Source organism: Serinicoccus sp. CNJ-927 (assembly GCF_001942435.1).
Taxonomy (GTDB): domain Bacteria; phylum Actinomycetota; class Actinomycetes; order Actinomycetales; family Dermatophilaceae; genus Ornithinicoccus; species Ornithinicoccus marinus.
On the sequence record NZ_MKKF01000052.1, the window covers coordinates 22,090 to 37,366 of the forward strand.

Below are 15,277 nucleotides of genomic sequence, written 5' to 3' on the forward strand. Positions count from 1 at the left end.
CCCTCATTGTGCGGGGTGCAGCTCCGCCACGGCACGGCGGGCCGAGCCGATGCAGGCGGGCACCCCGACCCCGTCGTAGGTCGCCCCGCACACCGCGATCCCGGGCACCTGCGAGACCGCCGCGCGCACCTGCGCGACGAGCTCGACGTGCCCGACGGCATACTGCGGCAGAGCACCTCCCCAGCGCTGCACGTGCGCGTCCACCGGCGGCGGGAGGGCACGACCCAGGACGGCCCGAAGGTCCCCCAGCGCGGCGGCCAGCAGCTGCTCGTCGGGACGCTGGAGCGTCACCTCCTCGCGGTGCCTGCCCACCGACGTGCGCAGGAACGTGACGTCCTCGCCGTCGGGCCCGGCGCCCCGGCCCAGCTCGCGGACCCAGTCCCACTTCGTGGCGCTGAAGGTCGCCGCCTTGATGGTGCGGCCCTCCACCGGCGGCAGCAGGACCCCGGAGCCGTCGAGCTGCCCCAGCGATTCGGTCGCGAAGGCGAAGGTCAGCACGGCCATCGAGGCTGTCTCCACGCCGACGAGCCGGTCCGCAGCGGCGGGGGACACGTCGCGCAGCAGTCGCGCGGTCGCCGCGGGAGGTGTCGCGAGCACGACCCGGTCCGCCCGGTATGCCGTGGGGTCCGGTCGCGGGCCGGTCACCACCTCGAAGCCACCATCCGGGTGTCGGCGCAGCTCGCGCGCGAGGGTGCCGGTGCGGACATCACCCCCGGCGGCCGTGATGTGCCCGGCCGCGGCGTCCACGAGCCGGTGCAGCCCGCCCCGCACCGTGGCGAAGACCGGTGCCGTGCCCACTGACTGGGTGCCGTCGGTGGGTGCGGGCAGGATCCCGGACGCCGCGTCCTGCAGCCGCTGTCCGTCCTGCGCGGCGCGCAGCAGCGCGGGCAGGGCGGCCCGGGCCGAGATGAGGTCGGCGTGCCCGGCATACACGCCCCCGAGCAACGGCTCGACCAGTCGCTGCGTCACGGCGCCACCCATCCGCCCGCTGACGAGCTCCCCCACGCTCACGTCGTCGGCCTCGACCCGGCCGGCTGGTTCGGCCGCCGCACGGCGGACCTCGTCGCCGGTGAGCAGCCCCGTGAGCGCCCCCGGGTCCGCGGGCACCCCCATGAGGGTGCGCCGCGGCAGCGGGTGGATGCGGCCCCGGCTCCAGACCTGCGCCCCGGCTGAGGTGGGGTGGACGAGCTCGTCTCCCAATCCGACCTGGTGGGCGAGCTCCACGGCCTCGGGGCGCCGGGCCAGCACGGCCTCGGCCCCGACGTCCACCTCGCACCCGGCGACCCGCGCACCGCTCAGCTTGCCGCCGGGGCGGTCGCTGCCCTCCAGCACGGTGACCCGGGCGGTCGGCTCGCGCTCGAGCACCGCCAGCGCCGCCGTGAGCCCACTGATCCCGCCACCGATGACCAGCCAGGACGTCATACCTCCAGCGTCTCACCCGGGCCGGCGTGACCGGCCCGTGACCCCGCCGTCGTCATCGTGACGCGATCGTGACCGCCGCGGTGGAACGACCCCGTCGGTGGCTCCCGTCGCACCGTCGATCCGCAGGGGGTCGCCGTGCGGGCGTTCGATCAGGAGAGGCGAACCGATGGGCACCAGGACGATCGTGGCAGCCGTGGTGGCGGTGCTGCTGGCGCTGCTGACGGGGTGCAGCAGTGCCGACAGCGGCGCGGAGAACGCGGGAGCGGACGCCGCCTCCGGCTATGCCGCCGACGCAGAGGAGGGGGCGGAGGGTGCCGCCGCGCAGGAGGGTGGCGACGAGGCAGGGAGCCGCGCCGCCGAGGCCGCTGCGGAGATCGGCGAGGGTTCGGTCGCGGCGGACGGCGAGGCGCCGCTGATGGTGCGCCGCGTCGAGCTCGAGGTCGTCGTCGAGGCGGTCGACGCCGCCGTGACCCGCGCCCGCGCGACGGTGACGGGCGCCGGGGGCTATGTCTCCTCCGAGGACGTCCGGCCGGGCACCGAGGACCGTGGTGGCTACGGGTCGCTCGTGCTGCGGGTCCCCTCCGCCGAGCTGGACCCGGTGGTGGCGACGCTGGGCGAGCTGGGTCAGGTGCAGTCCTCCAGCAGCAGCGCCGACGACGTGACGACGGAGTACCGCGACGTCGAGGCTCGCATCGCCACGCTCGAGGCCGGGGCAACCCGACTGCGGGACCTCGTCGAGGAGGCCCCCGACGTCGAGTCGATCGCCAGCCTGGAGCGCGAGCTGTCCACCCGCGAGGCCGAGCTCGATGCGCTCAAGGCCCGGATGCAGGTGCTCGCCGACGACGTCGCCCGGTCCACGATCACGCTGCACCTCGCCGAGGCGTCGCAGGACCTCGACGAGGCGCGGCCCGACACCGGGTTCGTCGCCGGACTGCAGCAGGGCTGGGACGCCTTCGCCGCGTCCGTGACGGTGTTGCTGACGCTGCTCGGAGCGCTGCTGCCCTTCCTGGTCGTGCTCGGGGTGATCCTCGTACCGGTGCTCTGGTGGTGGCGCCGGCGCCATGCTGCGTCGTCCGCCCGCAGCACCGCCCCGAGCGCACCGCAGGCCAGGGACGGGCAGACGCCGGAGCATGAGGGGTCGGCACCGCAGCAGTAGCCCCTCGGGCGTCGCGGATGGTTGCCCCCGTCCGGATCAGGTATGCCGTGCGAGACTCGTGCGGTGACCTCCCCTGCCGCATCCTCCACCGATCTCACCCCGAGCCCCGCCGACAGCGTGCTGGTGCGCGCCGCGCGGAAGCAACCGGTCGGGCATACCCCGGTGTGGTTCATGCGTCAGGCCGGGCGGTCCCTGCCGGAGTACCGCGAGGTGCGGCGCGACGTGCCGATGCTCACCGCCTGCCGCACCCCGGAGCTGGTCACCGAGATCACGCTGCAGCCGGTGCGCCGCCATGGCGTCGATGCGGCGATCTTCTTCAGCGACATCGTCGTGCCTCTCATGGCCGTCGGGGTGGACCTCGACATCGTCGCGGGGACCGGCCCGGTCATCGCCGAGCCGATCCGGACCCGGGCCGACCTCGACCGCCTGCCGGAGCTCACAGCGGAGCACGTTCCTGACATCGCGGAATCGGTGCGGCTGCTCGTCGGCGAGCTGGGGCATACGCCTCTGATCGGCTTCGCGGGAGCCCCCTTCACCCTCGCGTCCTACCTCGTCGAGGGCGGACCGTCGAAGAACCACGAGCGGACCAAAGCGCTCATGCACGGCGACCCGCAGCTGTGGAGCGACCTGTGCGCCCGACTCGCACAGATCTCGCGGACCTTCCTCCGGGTCCAGGTCGAGGCCGGGGCGAGCGCGGTGCAGCTCTTCGACTCCTGGGCCGGCCACCTCTCCCGCGCCGACTACCTGCGCCACGTCGAGCCGCACAGCCGGTCCGTGCTGGAGGGGATCGGCGACCTCGGCGTGCCGCGCATCCACTTCGGCGTGGGCACCGGCGAGCTGCTGCCAGCGATGGCGCAGGCGGGCGCCGACGTCATCGGGGTCGACTACCGGGTCAGCCTGTCCGACGGCGCGGCAAGGACCGGTGGACGGTATGCCGTCCAGGGCAACCTCGACCCGGCCCTCCTCTTCGCCCCCTGGGAGGCGCTCGCCGCCCGCGTGCGCGAGATCGTCGACGAGGGGCGTGCGGCCGGGGTGCCCGGGCACATCTTTAACCTGGGCCACGGAGTCCTCCCCGACACCGACCCGGCGGTGCTCACCCGGGTGGTCGAGCTGGTGCACGAGCACTCTGCCCGCTGACGCCGGCAACCATGGGCGGCGCTCGGTGGTCAGGAGGGGTGGGCCTCCAGGGCAGCGACGAGGATCGGCACCACCAGCTGGCGCTGCCAGGGGCGGGCTCCCAGCTCCGCCGCCGCACGGTCGACCGCGTCCGCCGCATCTCCGTCACCGTGCCTTGAGCCATAGCCAGACCCTGAGGTGTCTCCGTCCCCTGACCCGTCGCCCATCTCCGCGGGAGGCTTCCAGAGGATCCGCCGCACCACGTCCGGCGTCATGAGGTTCTCGACCGGGATCTCGAGCCGCTCGGACAGCTCGGACAGGTCGGCCCGGACCTGCGTGAGGCGTTCGGCGGCGGCCGGCTCCCGCTCGGCCCAGGCTCGGGGCGGCGGCGGGGTGTCGCCGCGCCGCGGCGGCTCGGGCAGGGCGTCGTCGGGCAGGGCGGCGGCGGCCTTGAGCGCGCCCAGCCAGGCACGCTGGTGACGCAGCAGACCCTGCTCGGCACGTCGCTGCCGGGTCCGCGAGGACTCTTTGCGACCGGAGGCGAGAGCGGCGGCCTGCGTCGGCATCCGGTGGGCCAGGTCGATGAGGGTGCCGTCGGGCAGCACCCGGCCCGGGGGCACGTCGCGCTCCCGGGCGAGGGCGTCCCGGGTCGTCCAGAGCTCGCGCAGCGCCGCCAGCGACCGCGGTCGGCGCAGCCGCTGCGCCCCCGTGGTCCGACGCCAGGCGTCCGGCTCGTCCGGCCCGGGCGGCCCGGTGAAGTCGCACAGCGCGGCGAACTCCTGCTGCGCCCAGTCCAGCTTGCCCTGCTCGCGCAGGTCGCGCTCCATCCGGTCACGGAGCTCGACCAGCAGCTCGACGTCGAGGGCCGCGTAGCGCAACCACGGCTCAGGCAACGGCCGGGTGGACCAGTCGACGGCCGAGTGCTCCTTGGCCAGGGTCACGCCCAGGTAGTACTCCAGCACGGCGGACAGACCGACCCGCGGCAGCCCGGCGAGCCGCGCCCCGAGCTCGGTGTCGAAGAGCGCCCGCGGGCGCATCCCGACCTCCGCCAGGCACGGGATGTCCTGGGTGGCCGCGTGCAGCACCCACTCCGTCCCCGCGAGCGCCCCGTCGACCGCCGTGAGGTCGTCGAAGGCAATGGGGTCGACGAGCCAGGTGCCGGTCCCCTCCCGGCGCAGCTGGATGAGGTAGGCCCTCTGCCCGTAGCGGTAGCCGGAGGCCCGCTCCGCGTCCACGGCGACCGGACCCTCCCCCGCCCCCAGGGCGGTGATCAGCTGCTGCAGCCCCTCGGCGGTGTCCACCACCGCCGGGATCCCCTCGAGCGGGGTCTCCAGGCGGTCGTAGTCGCTGCTGGGGTCCTCGTCGGTGAGGTCGGGGCTCATCGGTCGCGGCGGACCCCGGTGAGGGCCACCACGCCGTCGGGCAGCGGCGGCAGCCCGGCGAGGGTGCAGAGCAGGTCGCCCCAGGCACCGAGGTGGGCGGCCAGCTCTCTGGCCTCGTCCCCGTCGGTGAGGACCGGGGTCCAGGACGCGCGGATCTCGAGCTCGACGGTCGGCTCCCGGTCGGCCAGCGCCCCGAAGCTCTCCGAGGTGACGCAGGTGACCGTGCCGGCGGCGGCGGACCACCCCAGCTGCGCGTCGTCCAACGCGTCGGTGAGCCAGGACCACCCGGCCTGACCGGCCAGCGGGTCGTGCCCGACCTCCGGCTCCATCTGCGCCTTGGCGTAGGTCACCGCCCGCCAGGTGCCCTCCCACGGCTCGGGCCCCTCGGGGTCGTGCAGGACGACGAAGCGTCCGGTGGCGATCGGGTCCTCGTCATCGACCCGGGAGGGGACGACCTCCCCGGACAGCGCCACCGCGTGCGGCGCGAGCCGGGTCGGGGCGGGGACCTCCTCGAGGACCAGCTCGGAGCGGACCTGGGCCGCGCGTATACCCTGCAGGCCCCGGGCGAAGACGCCCGGCTCGGGCGCACCCTGGCCGGCCGCGGGACGCTGCCGCGGACGCTGGTCGGAGATCCGGCTCACCACACCCCCAGGGTAGGACGCGCCGGCCGGTCCCGGCAGGAGCGCAACGCCGCGACCGCGGCGGTTCCGGCACCGACCCCACCCGTCCAGGCATATCTCATATATGTGATCTACAGTGGCCGGATGACCGAGAGCTACCTCTCCCGCATCGGCGGGCTCATCCGTGACGCCCGCCGCCACAAGGACCTCACGCAGGCCGAGCTGGCCGACCTGCTCAGCACCAGCCAGAGCGCCGTCGCGCGCATCGAGCAGGGCAAGCAGAACCTCTCCCTGGAGATGATCGCCCGCATCGGCGAGAAGCTGGACTCCGAGATCGTCCAGGTCTCCTCCGGCATCCCGCAGAACCTGCGCATCGAGGGCGGCGTCAAGCTGTCCGGCGGCATCGACGTCCGCACCTCCAAGAACGCCGCCGTGGCGCTGCTGTGCGCCTCGCTGCTCAACAAGGGCCGCACGACGCTGCGCAACCTCGCCCGGATCGAGGAGGTCAACCGGATCACCGAGGTGCTCACCAGCATCGGCTACAAGATCCGCTGGCTCCCGGACTCCTCCGACCTGGAGATCGTGCCGCCGGAGAAGATCGACCTCGACTCGATGGACGAGGCCGCGGCGCGTCGCACCCGGACGATCATCATGTTCCTCGGCCCGCTCATGCACGAGTTCGACACCTTCGAGCTGCCGTATGCCGGGGGCTGCGACCTCGGCACCCGCACCGTCGAGCCGCACATGATCGCGCTGCGGCACTTCGGCCTGGACGTCACCGCCACCACCGGCAGCTACCACGCCACCGTGGACGACGCGGTGTCCCCGACCCGGCCGATCGTGCTCACCGAGCGCGGCGACACGGTCACCGAGAACGTCCTGCTGGCCGCGGCCCGGCACACCGGCACGACGGTCATCCGCAACGCCAGCTCCAACTACATGGTCCAGGACCTGTGCGTCTTCCTGCAGCAGCTCGGGGTGCGCATCGAGGGCCTGGGCACGACGACGCTGACCGTGACCGGGGTCGAGGAGATCGACACCGACATCGAGTACGCCCCCTCAGAGGACCCCATCGAGGCGATGAGCCTGCTGGCGGCCGCGGTCGTCACCGGCAGCGAGATCACCGTCCGCCGGGTGCCGATCGAGTTCATGGAGATCGAGCTGGCCGTGCTGGGGACGATGGGCTTCGAGTGCCACCTGTCGGAGGAGTACGCCAGCGCGAACGGGCATACCCGGCTCGTGGACCTGACCACCAAGCCGGGTCCGCTCAAGGCACCGCTGGACAAGATCCACCCGCTGCCCTTCCCCGGCCTCAACATCGACAACCTGCCGTTCTTCGCGATCATCGCGGCCTGCGCGCAGGGGTCCACGCTCATCCACGACTGGGTCTACGAGAACCGTGCGATCTACCTCACCGAGCTCACCACCCTCGGCGCCAAGGTGCACCTCATGGACCCGCACCGGGTCATGATCGAGGGGCCGACCAAGTGGCGCGCGGGCGAGATCATGTGCCCACCGGCGCTGCGTCCCGGCGTGGTCATCCTGCTGGCGATGCTCGCGGCGCCGGGCACCTCGGTGCTGCGCAACGTCTACGTCATCAACCGCGGCTACGAGGACCTCGCGACCCGGCTCAACGCGCTCGGGGCGCAGATCCAGACCTTCCGCGACATCTGAGGTGGAGATCGTCCGGGACGAGCGGGGCGGCGCCACGGTCCTCCGGGACGGGCACCCCCAGTCCTACGTCGACCTCGACGACCCCGAGCTCCTCGTCTTCGAGTACGTCGAGCACCTGGCCCTCGTCCTGCGCGCGCTGCGACCCGACCCGGCGCCGCTCGCGGTGACGCACGTCGGCGGCGCCGGTATGACCCTGGCCCGCTGGGTGCACCGCACCCACCCGGGCTCCCCGCAGATCGTGCTGGAGCCGGACGCCGCGCTCATCGAGCTGGTCCGTCGCGAGCTGCCGCTGCCGCGCGGCCACCGCATCCGGGTGCGGCCGCAGACCGGGCAGGAGGGGATCGGCGGGCTGCGCGACGGCTCGGCCGACGTCGTCGTGGTCGACGCCTTCGACGAGGGCCGGGTGCCGGGCGCGCTCGCGGGAGGGTCGTTCGCCGCGGAGCTGGCACGCGTGCTCGCGCCGGAGGGTCTCGTCCTCGTCAACGGGGCCGACCTGCCCGGGCTGAGGTGGGTCGCCCGCCTGGGCGCCACGCTGCGCCAGTCGCTGCCGCACGTGGGCCAGCTGGTGCTGCGCGAGGTCGCCACCGGCAAGCGTTACGGCAACGTCGTGCTCGTCGCCTCGGCGAGACCGCTGGACGACGTGACGCTCACCCGCGAGGCGGCGCGGGCGACCTTCCCCACCCGCTGGCGACCCAGCGCCGAGGTGGCGCGCTCCGAGCGCGGGGTCCAGCCGTTCGGGGAGGTCGGGGAGCCCTCACCCCCTCCCCCGGACTCGGGCCCGCTGCGGCTGCGCTGACCCCCAGCCACCCAGGGGTGACAGGGTGGTCGGGGGGCAGCGCGCGGTCCCAGGGTCAGCCCCGCCGCTGACCCTGGGACCGACCTGCCCCCTAGTCCAGGTACGGCAGCAGGGCCTCCTCGACACCGGCACTCACCGCGGTCGTCCCACCCAGGATGATGATCCTGGAGGGAGCGAGACGGTCCAGCTCCTCCCGTGTCGCCAGGGGGAGCTCGTCCTGGTGGGTCAGGAGGACCGGGGCGGCTAGCCGGGCCGCCAGGGGGCCGCCGGTGAGCGCGTCGGCGTAGACCTCGCCGGTCGCGATGAAGACGGCGGGGGCCGGCGCGGGGTAGTCACCGGAGACCGCCACCGCGGTCCCGTAGCGGTCCTCGCCGGCGAGGCGGTCCACGTCGTCGGCATACCCCTCCAGCACCTCCACCACGTCGTCGGAGACTGCCTCGTCGCCACCGATGACGACGATCTGCTCGGGATCGCGCTCGGCCAGAGCCGTGAGGGTGGCCGCGGGGACGCTCTCGGTGCGCGTCAGCAGCACCGGGGCACCCTCGAGACCCGCGCGTGCCGCGCCGGCGAGGGCGTCCGGGAAGTCGGTCCCCCTGGCGACGTACACCACGTCACCGTCCGCGAACTCGCCCGCCACCGCGGCGGCGGTGCCGAAGCGGTCCTTGCCTTCCAGCCTCGTGACCTCGTCGGGGGTGTCGGCCAGGGCGAGGTCCGCCAGCTGGGCCTCGACGTCGGGGGACACGGCCACATCACCACCGAGGACGACGATCCGCTCGGGCATCAGCCGAGCCAGCTCGTCCACCGTGTCCGCGGGCAGCGCGTTCGTCTTGGTCAGCAGGACGGGGCTGTCCGTCGCACCCGCCAGGGCGGAGGCGGGCAGGGCATCGGGGTAGTTCACGCCGGTGGCGATGTAGGCCACGGGCACGTGGGGCTCCCAGGTCGCGCTCACCTGCGACGCGGTGCCGTAGCGGTCCGGACCCCAGATCCGCTCGATGGCGCCTTCCTGCGCCGTCCAGGAGAAGGCGACCGAGGCCGAGGCGGTGCAGGCCTCCGCACCGTCGTGGCGGTAGCAGGCGGTGATCGTGTCGGCGCCCGGGTTCGCGCCGGCATACGTGAACTGCGCGTTGCCCTCGCCATCCGTGACGCTCGTCCCGGTGGCGGAGTTGGCCCCGGTCACCACGAACTCGATCTCCGCGTCGGAAAGCACCGGCCCGTCGTCCTCGGTGAGCGTGGCCGTCACCGTGTGCTCGCTCCCCACGGGACCGGTGCCCGTCGCGGGGCTCAGGTCGAGGTCGTGGGTGACGACCACGGCACCGGGGGTGCAGTCGAGACCCGGGTCCGGGGCGAAGCCGGCGCGCAGGTTGTCCAGGAAGACCACGGAGTCGAGGGAGCGGTCTCCCTGGTCGAAGATCGAGAGGTAGAGGGACTCCTGGCCCGGGGAGACCTGCTGGGAGGCCGAGAGCCGCACCGTCGCCGCTCCGTCGGCGTTCCCGTCCTCGGACCCCAGGCCCCCGTCGAAGGCGGTGCCCGCACCCCGCTCCGGAGTCATGCCGCCGATGCCGGTCGAGTTGATGCTGACGACCTCGCCGTCCTCGTCGAAGGCGATGTTGTCGGGGGCGATGATGGACGACCCGTCGGTGGTCCAGGTCGACTCGCCCACCTCGGCGATGAAGGCGTCGTTGTACTCGGTCCCGACGTATCTCGGGTACTCCTCGGAGAGGAAGCGGAAGTCGAAGCCCAGGCAGTTCGCCCCGTCGGGGATGTCCAGGTCGAGGCGCAGAACCGTGACGTCCCGGTCGGAGTCCCCGCGCACTGCATCTCCTCCCAGGCTCGTGTCGGCGAAGAAGCCGGGGGCGGGCACGCTGTCGAGCAGCCCCGTACTCAGCACCGCGAGTTCCTCGCCGTCCACGGGGAAGCCGGTCAGGTCCGACCCGACACCGGCGCTGGCTCCGGCATCGCTGGCGGGAAGGGGCGCGAACTCGGCACCCGTGACGAGCTGGTCGTCCACCGCCATGGCCGAGGCGATCTCCAGCGCGCCGGCGGCCTCGACCTCGTCGGTCGTGGCGAGAGGAGGTGCGGACTCGTTCTCCCCCCTCCCCTCGCTCTCGGCTCCGTATGCCCCGGTGCCCATCACCGAGACACCCATGAGGGCCGCCGCCACCGCGAAGGCCCGCGTCCGATGCATCATCCTTGATCCCATCTGTCGCTCACTCGCTCCCGGTACGGGACGGGAGCACGGTAGGACCGCCGTGTCGCACCGGTGTCGCGCTCATCCCCCGGCGCGGGACTGGGTCTTGGCCTCGGGAAACCTCGCCGTCATCTGCCGGGCCTAGCCTTGAGACCATGCGGACCCGCGACGACATCGACGCCTGGCTGACCGACATGGACGGCGTCCTGGTGCACGAGAACCGCGCGCTGCCCGGCGCGCGCGACCTCATCGACCACTGGGAGACGACCCACACCCCCTACCTCGTCCTCACCAACAACTCCATCTTCACCGCGCGCGACCTCGCCGCGCGGCTGCACCACTCCGGCCTGCCCGTGCCCGAGGAGCGCATCTGGACCAGCGCCCTGGCGACGGCCGACTTCCTCGCCACGCAGAAGCCCGGCGGGTCGGCCTACGTGGTCGGGCAGGCCGGCATCATCACCGCTCTGCACGAGGCCGGCTTCACGATGACCGAGACGGACCCCGACTTCGTCGTCATCGGCGAGACCCGGCAGTACTCCTTCGAGGCCATTACCACCGCGGTCCGGCTCGTGGCCGACGGCGCCCGTTTCATCGCCACCAACCCGGACGCGACCGGGCCGAGCGCCGACGGGATCCTCCCGGCGACCGGAGCGATCAGCGCGCTCGTCACCAAGGCGACCGGACGTGAGCCGTATGTCGTGGGCAAGCCCAACCCCATGATGTTCCGCTCGGCGCTCAACACCATCGGGGCGCACAGCGAGAGCACCGGCATGATCGGCGACCGCATGGACACCGACATCGTGGCGGGCATGGAGGCAGGGCTGCACACCGTCCTCGTCACGACCGGCATCAGCAGCCTCGACACCCTCGCCTCCTACCCGTTCCGGCCGGACGAGGTGCTGGGCGGCGTGGGCGAGCTCGTGCCGTCGGGTCCGGTCGCCTCCGAGATCGAGCCGCCGCGCAGCGACGTGTGACCGGGGCCGGCCGCCCGGCGGATACCCTCGGAGGGTGCGCACGGCCTACCTGGACCACCCCGGCCCGATCCCGATGGCCCACCGTGGCTTCGACCCCGCCGCGGCCGGGTTGGAGAACTCCATGGCCGCCTTCGAGGCGGCGGTCGACCTCGGCTACCGCTACGTCGAGACCGACGTGCACGCGACGCGGGACGGCATGGTCGTGGCCTTCCATGACGAGACCCTGGACCGGGTCACCGACCGGCGCGGCGCGATCCCCGAGCTGTCCTGGCGGGAGGTGTCACGGGCCAGGATCGGAGGGCAGGAGCCGGTCCCGCGCCTCGAGGAGCTGCTGTCGAGCTTCCCGGACCTGCGGGTCAACATCGACATCAAGACCCCCGGCGCGATCGTGCCGCTGGTGCGCGTCATCGAGCGCGCCCGCGCCCACGACCGGGTCTGCGTGACCAGCTTCTCCGACCAGCGCCGCGACGCGGCCGTCATGCGGCTGACCCGGCCCGTGGCGACCTCGGCGGGCCAGCGCAGCACCGCCTCCTTCCGCGCCGCGGCCGAGCTCCCACCCCTCATCCGCGCCTCTGTCGCCGCGCGGGCCCTGCGCTCGGTCGACGCGCTGCAGGTGCCGCCGCAGCACCACGGCATCGAGGTGGTGACAGCGACCACGCTGGCAGCCGCGCACGAGATCGGCAAGTCCGTGCACGTGTGGACGATCGACGACCCGGTCGAGATGCACCGCCTGCTCGATCTCGGTGTCGACGGGATCATGACCGACCGGGCCGACGTCCTCAAGGACGTGCTCACGCAGCGCGGCCAGTGGGTCGCGGCCTGATGACGGCCCCGGAGGCCACCCGATGATCGTGCTCCGGTCCCTCGTCCTCTTCGCGCTCGCCGCGCTCTTCGAGATCGGCGGCGCCTGGCTGGTGTGGCAGGGGGTGCGCGAGCACAGGGGATGGGTCTGGATCGGTGCCGGCGTCATCGCCCTCGGCCTCTACGGCTTCTTCGCCACGCTGCAGCCCGATGCCAACTTCGGCCGCATCCTCGCGGCCTACGGCGGGGTCTTCGTCGCCGGGCCCCTCGCCTGGGGCATGGCCGTCGACGGCTTCGTGCCCGACCGGTGGGACGTGACCGACGCCCTCGTCTGCCTCGCCGGGGTCGCGATCATCATGTATGCCCCGCGGCCGGCCTAAGGACCTGCGGAGCGGCGTCGCGGCGGCCTTCGCCCGACGATCCCTCGCCGGCCCCCCTTCACCCCACCAGTCACGACCTGCCGGGAAATCCTGATCCGCGCAGGCTATGGCGTGGGCAGATCGGCATTTCCTGGCATCGAGGGACGAGTGGGGCGCCTGGGGTTGGAAGGGTGCGCACGGACCCGCGGCCGGCCTGACCGGGCGCCCGGCGGGCCTGACTCAGTAGACGTCCCGCTGGTAGCGCTTGCCGTCCCGCAGCGCGGCCAGGTAGTCCTCGGCCGCCTCGGCGTCCATCCGTCCGTGCTCGGCGACCACCTCGACGAGGGCGGCGTGCACGTCCTTGGCCATCCGGGTGGCGTCGCCGCAGACGTAGAGGTGCGCCCCGCGCTCCAGCCAGTCGAAGACCTCGGCCCCGTGCTGGGAGATCCGGTGCTGGACATACACCTTCTCCGCCTGGTCCCGGCTGAAGGCGACGTCCATCCGGGTCAGCAGCCCGGACCTGAGGTAGGCCTGCATCTCGACCTGGTAGAGGAAGTCCTGGGTGAAGTGCGGGTTGCCGAAGATCACCCAGTTGTCGCCGTCGGCGCCCTGCGCCTCGCGCTCCTGCAGGAAGGCACGGAACGGCGCGATGCCGGTGCCGGGGCCGATCATGATGGTCGGGACCGAGGGGTCCTGCGGGAGCCGGAAGTGGTCCCCGGGCTCCACGTAGACCCGCACCTCCTCGCCCTCCTGGGCCCGTCGCACGTGCCCGGAGCACCCGCCGAGGTGGGCCCGCCCGAAGCCGTGCCACTCGACGACGCCCACGGTGAGGTGCACCTCGTCCTCGACCTCGCTCTGGCTGGAGGCGATGGAGTAGAGCCGCGGCTGCATCTTGCGCAGCGAGTCGACGAGCTGCTGGGCGGTGATCCGGGCGGGGTGCTCGTGCACGACGTCGTAGATCTGCCGCTGCTCGAGGAAGGACCGCAGCGCCGGCTTGTCCTCGACCAGCGCGGCCAGCGCCTCGACCGGCTCGGCCGCGGCACCGACGTACTTCTCGACGAAGCCGGGGTAGGACTGGGTGAGCTCCAGGTCCTCGGTCAGGGTGGCGCGCAGCGTCTTGGTCTGCTCCCCGAGGGTGACCTCCGCTCCCCCGTCCAGGCCGAGCGCGTCCAGCATGGCCTGCACCGCCTCGGTGTCGTTGTGGAAGAAGACGCCGAGCGAGTCGCCCGGCTGGTAGGTCAGCCCGGAACCCTCGAGCGAGATCTCCACGTGCCGGACGTCCTTGGTGCTGTCCCGGCCGGTGATCTTCTGCACCTCGGAGATCTCCGCGGTAAACGGGTTCCGCTTGGAGTATGCCGTCGGCGCGGCCGCCGAGAGCCCGGGCATCTGCACCACGGTCCCGCCGGCGGGGGTCACCGCGGTCAGCTCGGGCTCGAAGACGTCCAGGGTCGTCTCGATCCAGCCCGGGACCTGGTCCTCGTAGTCGACGTCCAGCAGCAGCCGGTCGGCGACGACCTGGGCGCCCAGCGCGCGGAGCCGGTCCTCGAAGTCCACCGCGGCCTGGCAGTAGAACTCGTAGCTGGAGTCGCCGAGACCGAGCACGCTGACCTGGGTCCCGGCGAGGTCGGGCGCTTCTTGGAGGCCAGGAAGGCGTGCATCTTCTCCGCCGTCTCCGGGGGATCCCCCTCGCCCTGGGTCGACACGACGACGGTGAGGAACTTCTCGTGCTTGATCTGGGTGGGCTTGAAGTCGGCCATGTCGGTCAGCGCGACGGTGAGGCCGCGGGCCGAGGCCGCCGAGGCCAGCTCTGCCGCGACGTGCTTGGCGTTGCCGGTCTGCGAGCCGTAGAGCACGGTGAGGGTGGCCGGCTCGGCGGCGGCGGCCGGGGCGGCCCCGGCGGGCGCCCCGGTCTCGGCGCTGCCGGCGAGGTAGCCGCTGAGCCAGACCTTCTGCATGGGCGACAGCGAGGCCGCGAGCTCGAAGAACCGCTGGTGCTGGTCGGGCGAGAGCGGGCTCGCGCCCTGGGGGACGGTGCTGGTGATCGTCATGTCAGCCCTGCTCCACGTGCAGACCGCACTCGCGGACGAGCCCGAAGAAGCGGGTGCCCTCCTCATCCAGCTCGTCCTGCGCCCGGCGGGTGGTGTGCGTGTCGCCGATGCTGAGGTAGCCCTCGTGGAAGAGGGGGTGGTAGGGCAGGTCGTGCTCGGTGAGGTAGCGGTGCACGTCGCGGCTGCTCCAGTCGACGATGGGGTGCACCTTGGCCCGGCCGTTCTGCAGCTCGACGGTCTGCCGGTCGGCCCGGCCGTCGGACTGCTCGCGGCGCAGCCCGCTGAACCAGGTGTTGATGCCGAGCTCGCTCATGGCGCGCTGCATCGGCTCGACCTTGTTGATCCGGTTGTACTCCGTGATCCCGTCGACGCCCTGCTCCCAGAGCCGGCCGAACCTCGCCTCCTGCCACGCGGGCGACATCGGGGAGCGGTAGACGTGCAGGTTAAGGCCGAGACGGTCGGTCAGCTCGTCGACGAAGCGGTAGGTCTCCGGGAAGAGGTAGCCGGTGTCGAAGAGCAGGACCGGGATGTCCGGGACCCGGCGGGTCACGAGGTGGAGCATGACCGCGGACTGGACGCCGAAGCTGGAGGTGACGGCATACCCGCCGGGGAGGTGGTCCATCGCCCAGTCGACGCGCTGCTGGGCGCTGCGGCCGCCGAGCCGGAGCGCCGCGGCGTCCAGGTCGTGCGGCATGAGCGGGGCGGGGGCGCAGCAGTCGTCGTTCCTGGCCAGAGCCGTCA

At 72.9% G+C, this 15,277-nt stretch carries 13 protein-coding genes and 1 pseudogene; 7 read left to right on the forward strand and 7 right to left on the reverse strand.

Annotation, left to right across the window (positions count from 1 at the left end; genetic code table 11):
* Positions 1-3: 3 nt before the first annotated feature.
* Positions 4-1,422 carry a protoporphyrinogen oxidase gene (hemG, locus tag BJF86_RS16240; RefSeq protein ID WP_075820491.1) on the reverse strand — a complete coding sequence of 473 codons (1,419 nt, stop codon included), beginning with the start codon at positions 1,420-1,422 and terminating at the stop codon, positions 4-6.
* A gap of 166 nt (positions 1,423-1,588) precedes the next feature.
* Here hemG and BJF86_RS16245 point away from each other — a divergent pair, with 166 nt between their 5' ends.
* Both BJF86_RS16245 and hemE read left to right on the forward strand, forming a co-directional pair.
* Positions 1,589-2,578 (forward strand): DUF4349 domain-containing protein, encoded by a 990-nt coding sequence (locus BJF86_RS16245; protein WP_075820493.1) that lies wholly within the window; start codon positions 1,589-1,591, stop codon positions 2,576-2,578.
* 42 nt (positions 2,579-2,620) lie between these two features.
* On the forward strand, positions 2,621-3,715 hold the full coding sequence (gene hemE, locus BJF86_RS16250; RefSeq protein WP_083653270.1) for a uroporphyrinogen decarboxylase: 1,095 nt from the start codon (positions 2,621-2,623) through the stop codon (positions 3,713-3,715).
* 29 nt (positions 3,716-3,744) lie between these two features.
* Here hemE and BJF86_RS16255 read toward each other — a convergent pair whose 3' ends face one another.
* Positions 3,745-5,076 (reverse strand): HRDC domain-containing protein, encoded by a 1,332-nt coding sequence (locus BJF86_RS16255; RefSeq protein ID WP_075820497.1) that lies wholly within the window; start codon positions 5,074-5,076, stop codon positions 3,745-3,747.
* Positions 5,073-5,720 carry a DUF3000 domain-containing protein gene (locus tag BJF86_RS16260; RefSeq protein WP_075813938.1) on the reverse strand — a complete coding sequence of 216 codons (648 nt, stop codon included), beginning with the start codon at positions 5,718-5,720 and terminating at the stop codon, positions 5,073-5,075. The genes BJF86_RS16255 and BJF86_RS16260 overlap by 4 nt, the downstream gene beginning before the upstream one ends.
* Before the next feature lie 120 nt (positions 5,721-5,840).
* Between BJF86_RS16260 and BJF86_RS16265 the strand changes: the two genes are divergently transcribed.
* The gene (locus BJF86_RS16265; RefSeq protein WP_075820499.1) at positions 5,841-7,370 is read left to right on the forward strand and encodes a helix-turn-helix domain-containing protein; all 1,530 of its coding nucleotides are present in this window, start codon (positions 5,841-5,843) and stop codon (positions 7,368-7,370) included.
* 1 nt (position 7,371) lies between these two features.
* A complete protein-coding gene (locus tag BJF86_RS16270; RefSeq protein ID WP_075820501.1) occupies positions 7,372-8,166 on the forward strand; it encodes a spermidine synthase in 795 nt (264 codons plus the stop codon).
* A 91-nt stretch (positions 8,167-8,257) separates the two neighbouring features.
* On the opposite strand, the gene BJF86_RS16275 is transcribed toward BJF86_RS16270, so the two are convergent.
* Positions 8,258-10,354, reverse strand: a complete 2,097-nt coding sequence (locus BJF86_RS16275; protein WP_075820504.1) for a cell wall-binding repeat-containing protein — start codon at positions 10,352-10,354, stop codon at positions 8,258-8,260.
* Positions 10,355-10,509: 155 nt separating this feature from the next.
* Between BJF86_RS16275 and BJF86_RS16280 the strand changes: the two genes are divergently transcribed.
* From BJF86_RS16280 to BJF86_RS16290, 3 genes are read left to right on the forward strand one after another with little or no spacing between them, the layout of a single operon-like run.
* Positions 10,510-11,328: an HAD-IIA family hydrolase gene (locus tag BJF86_RS16280; protein WP_075820506.1), complete on the forward strand. Its 819-nt coding sequence runs from the start codon at positions 10,510-10,512 to the stop codon at positions 11,326-11,328.
* Positions 11,329-11,362: 34 nt separating this feature from the next.
* Complete coding sequence (locus BJF86_RS16285; protein ID WP_083653272.1) at positions 11,363-12,151, forward strand: glycerophosphodiester phosphodiesterase; 789 nt, start codon at positions 11,363-11,365, stop codon at positions 12,149-12,151.
* A 22-nt stretch (positions 12,152-12,173) separates the two neighbouring features.
* Entirely contained in the window at positions 12,174-12,509 is a 336-nt protein-coding gene (locus BJF86_RS16290; RefSeq protein WP_075820508.1) for a YnfA family protein, read from the forward strand.
* Between the two features lie 219 nt (positions 12,510-12,728).
* Here the strand turns inward: BJF86_RS16290 and BJF86_RS16295 are convergent, their stop codons facing one another.
* The 3 genes and pseudogenes from BJF86_RS16295 to BJF86_RS16300 form a co-directional block, all read right to left on the reverse strand.
* Positions 12,729-13,874, reverse strand: a complete 1,146-nt coding sequence (locus BJF86_RS16295) for a sulfite reductase flavoprotein subunit alpha (RefSeq protein WP_414819953.1) — start codon at positions 13,872-13,874, stop codon at positions 12,729-12,731.
* Positions 13,875-14,027: 153 nt separating this feature from the next.
* Positions 14,028-14,602, reverse strand: a pseudogene (locus tag BJF86_RS19220) (flavodoxin domain-containing protein); the annotation flags it as partial.
* Positions 14,538-15,230 (reverse strand): phosphoadenylyl-sulfate reductase, encoded by a 693-nt coding sequence (locus BJF86_RS16300; protein ID WP_414819954.1) that lies wholly within the window; start codon positions 15,228-15,230, stop codon positions 14,538-14,540. The pseudogene BJF86_RS19220 and the gene BJF86_RS16300, both read right to left, overlap by 65 nt.
* Positions 15,231-15,277 lie beyond the last annotated feature (47 nt).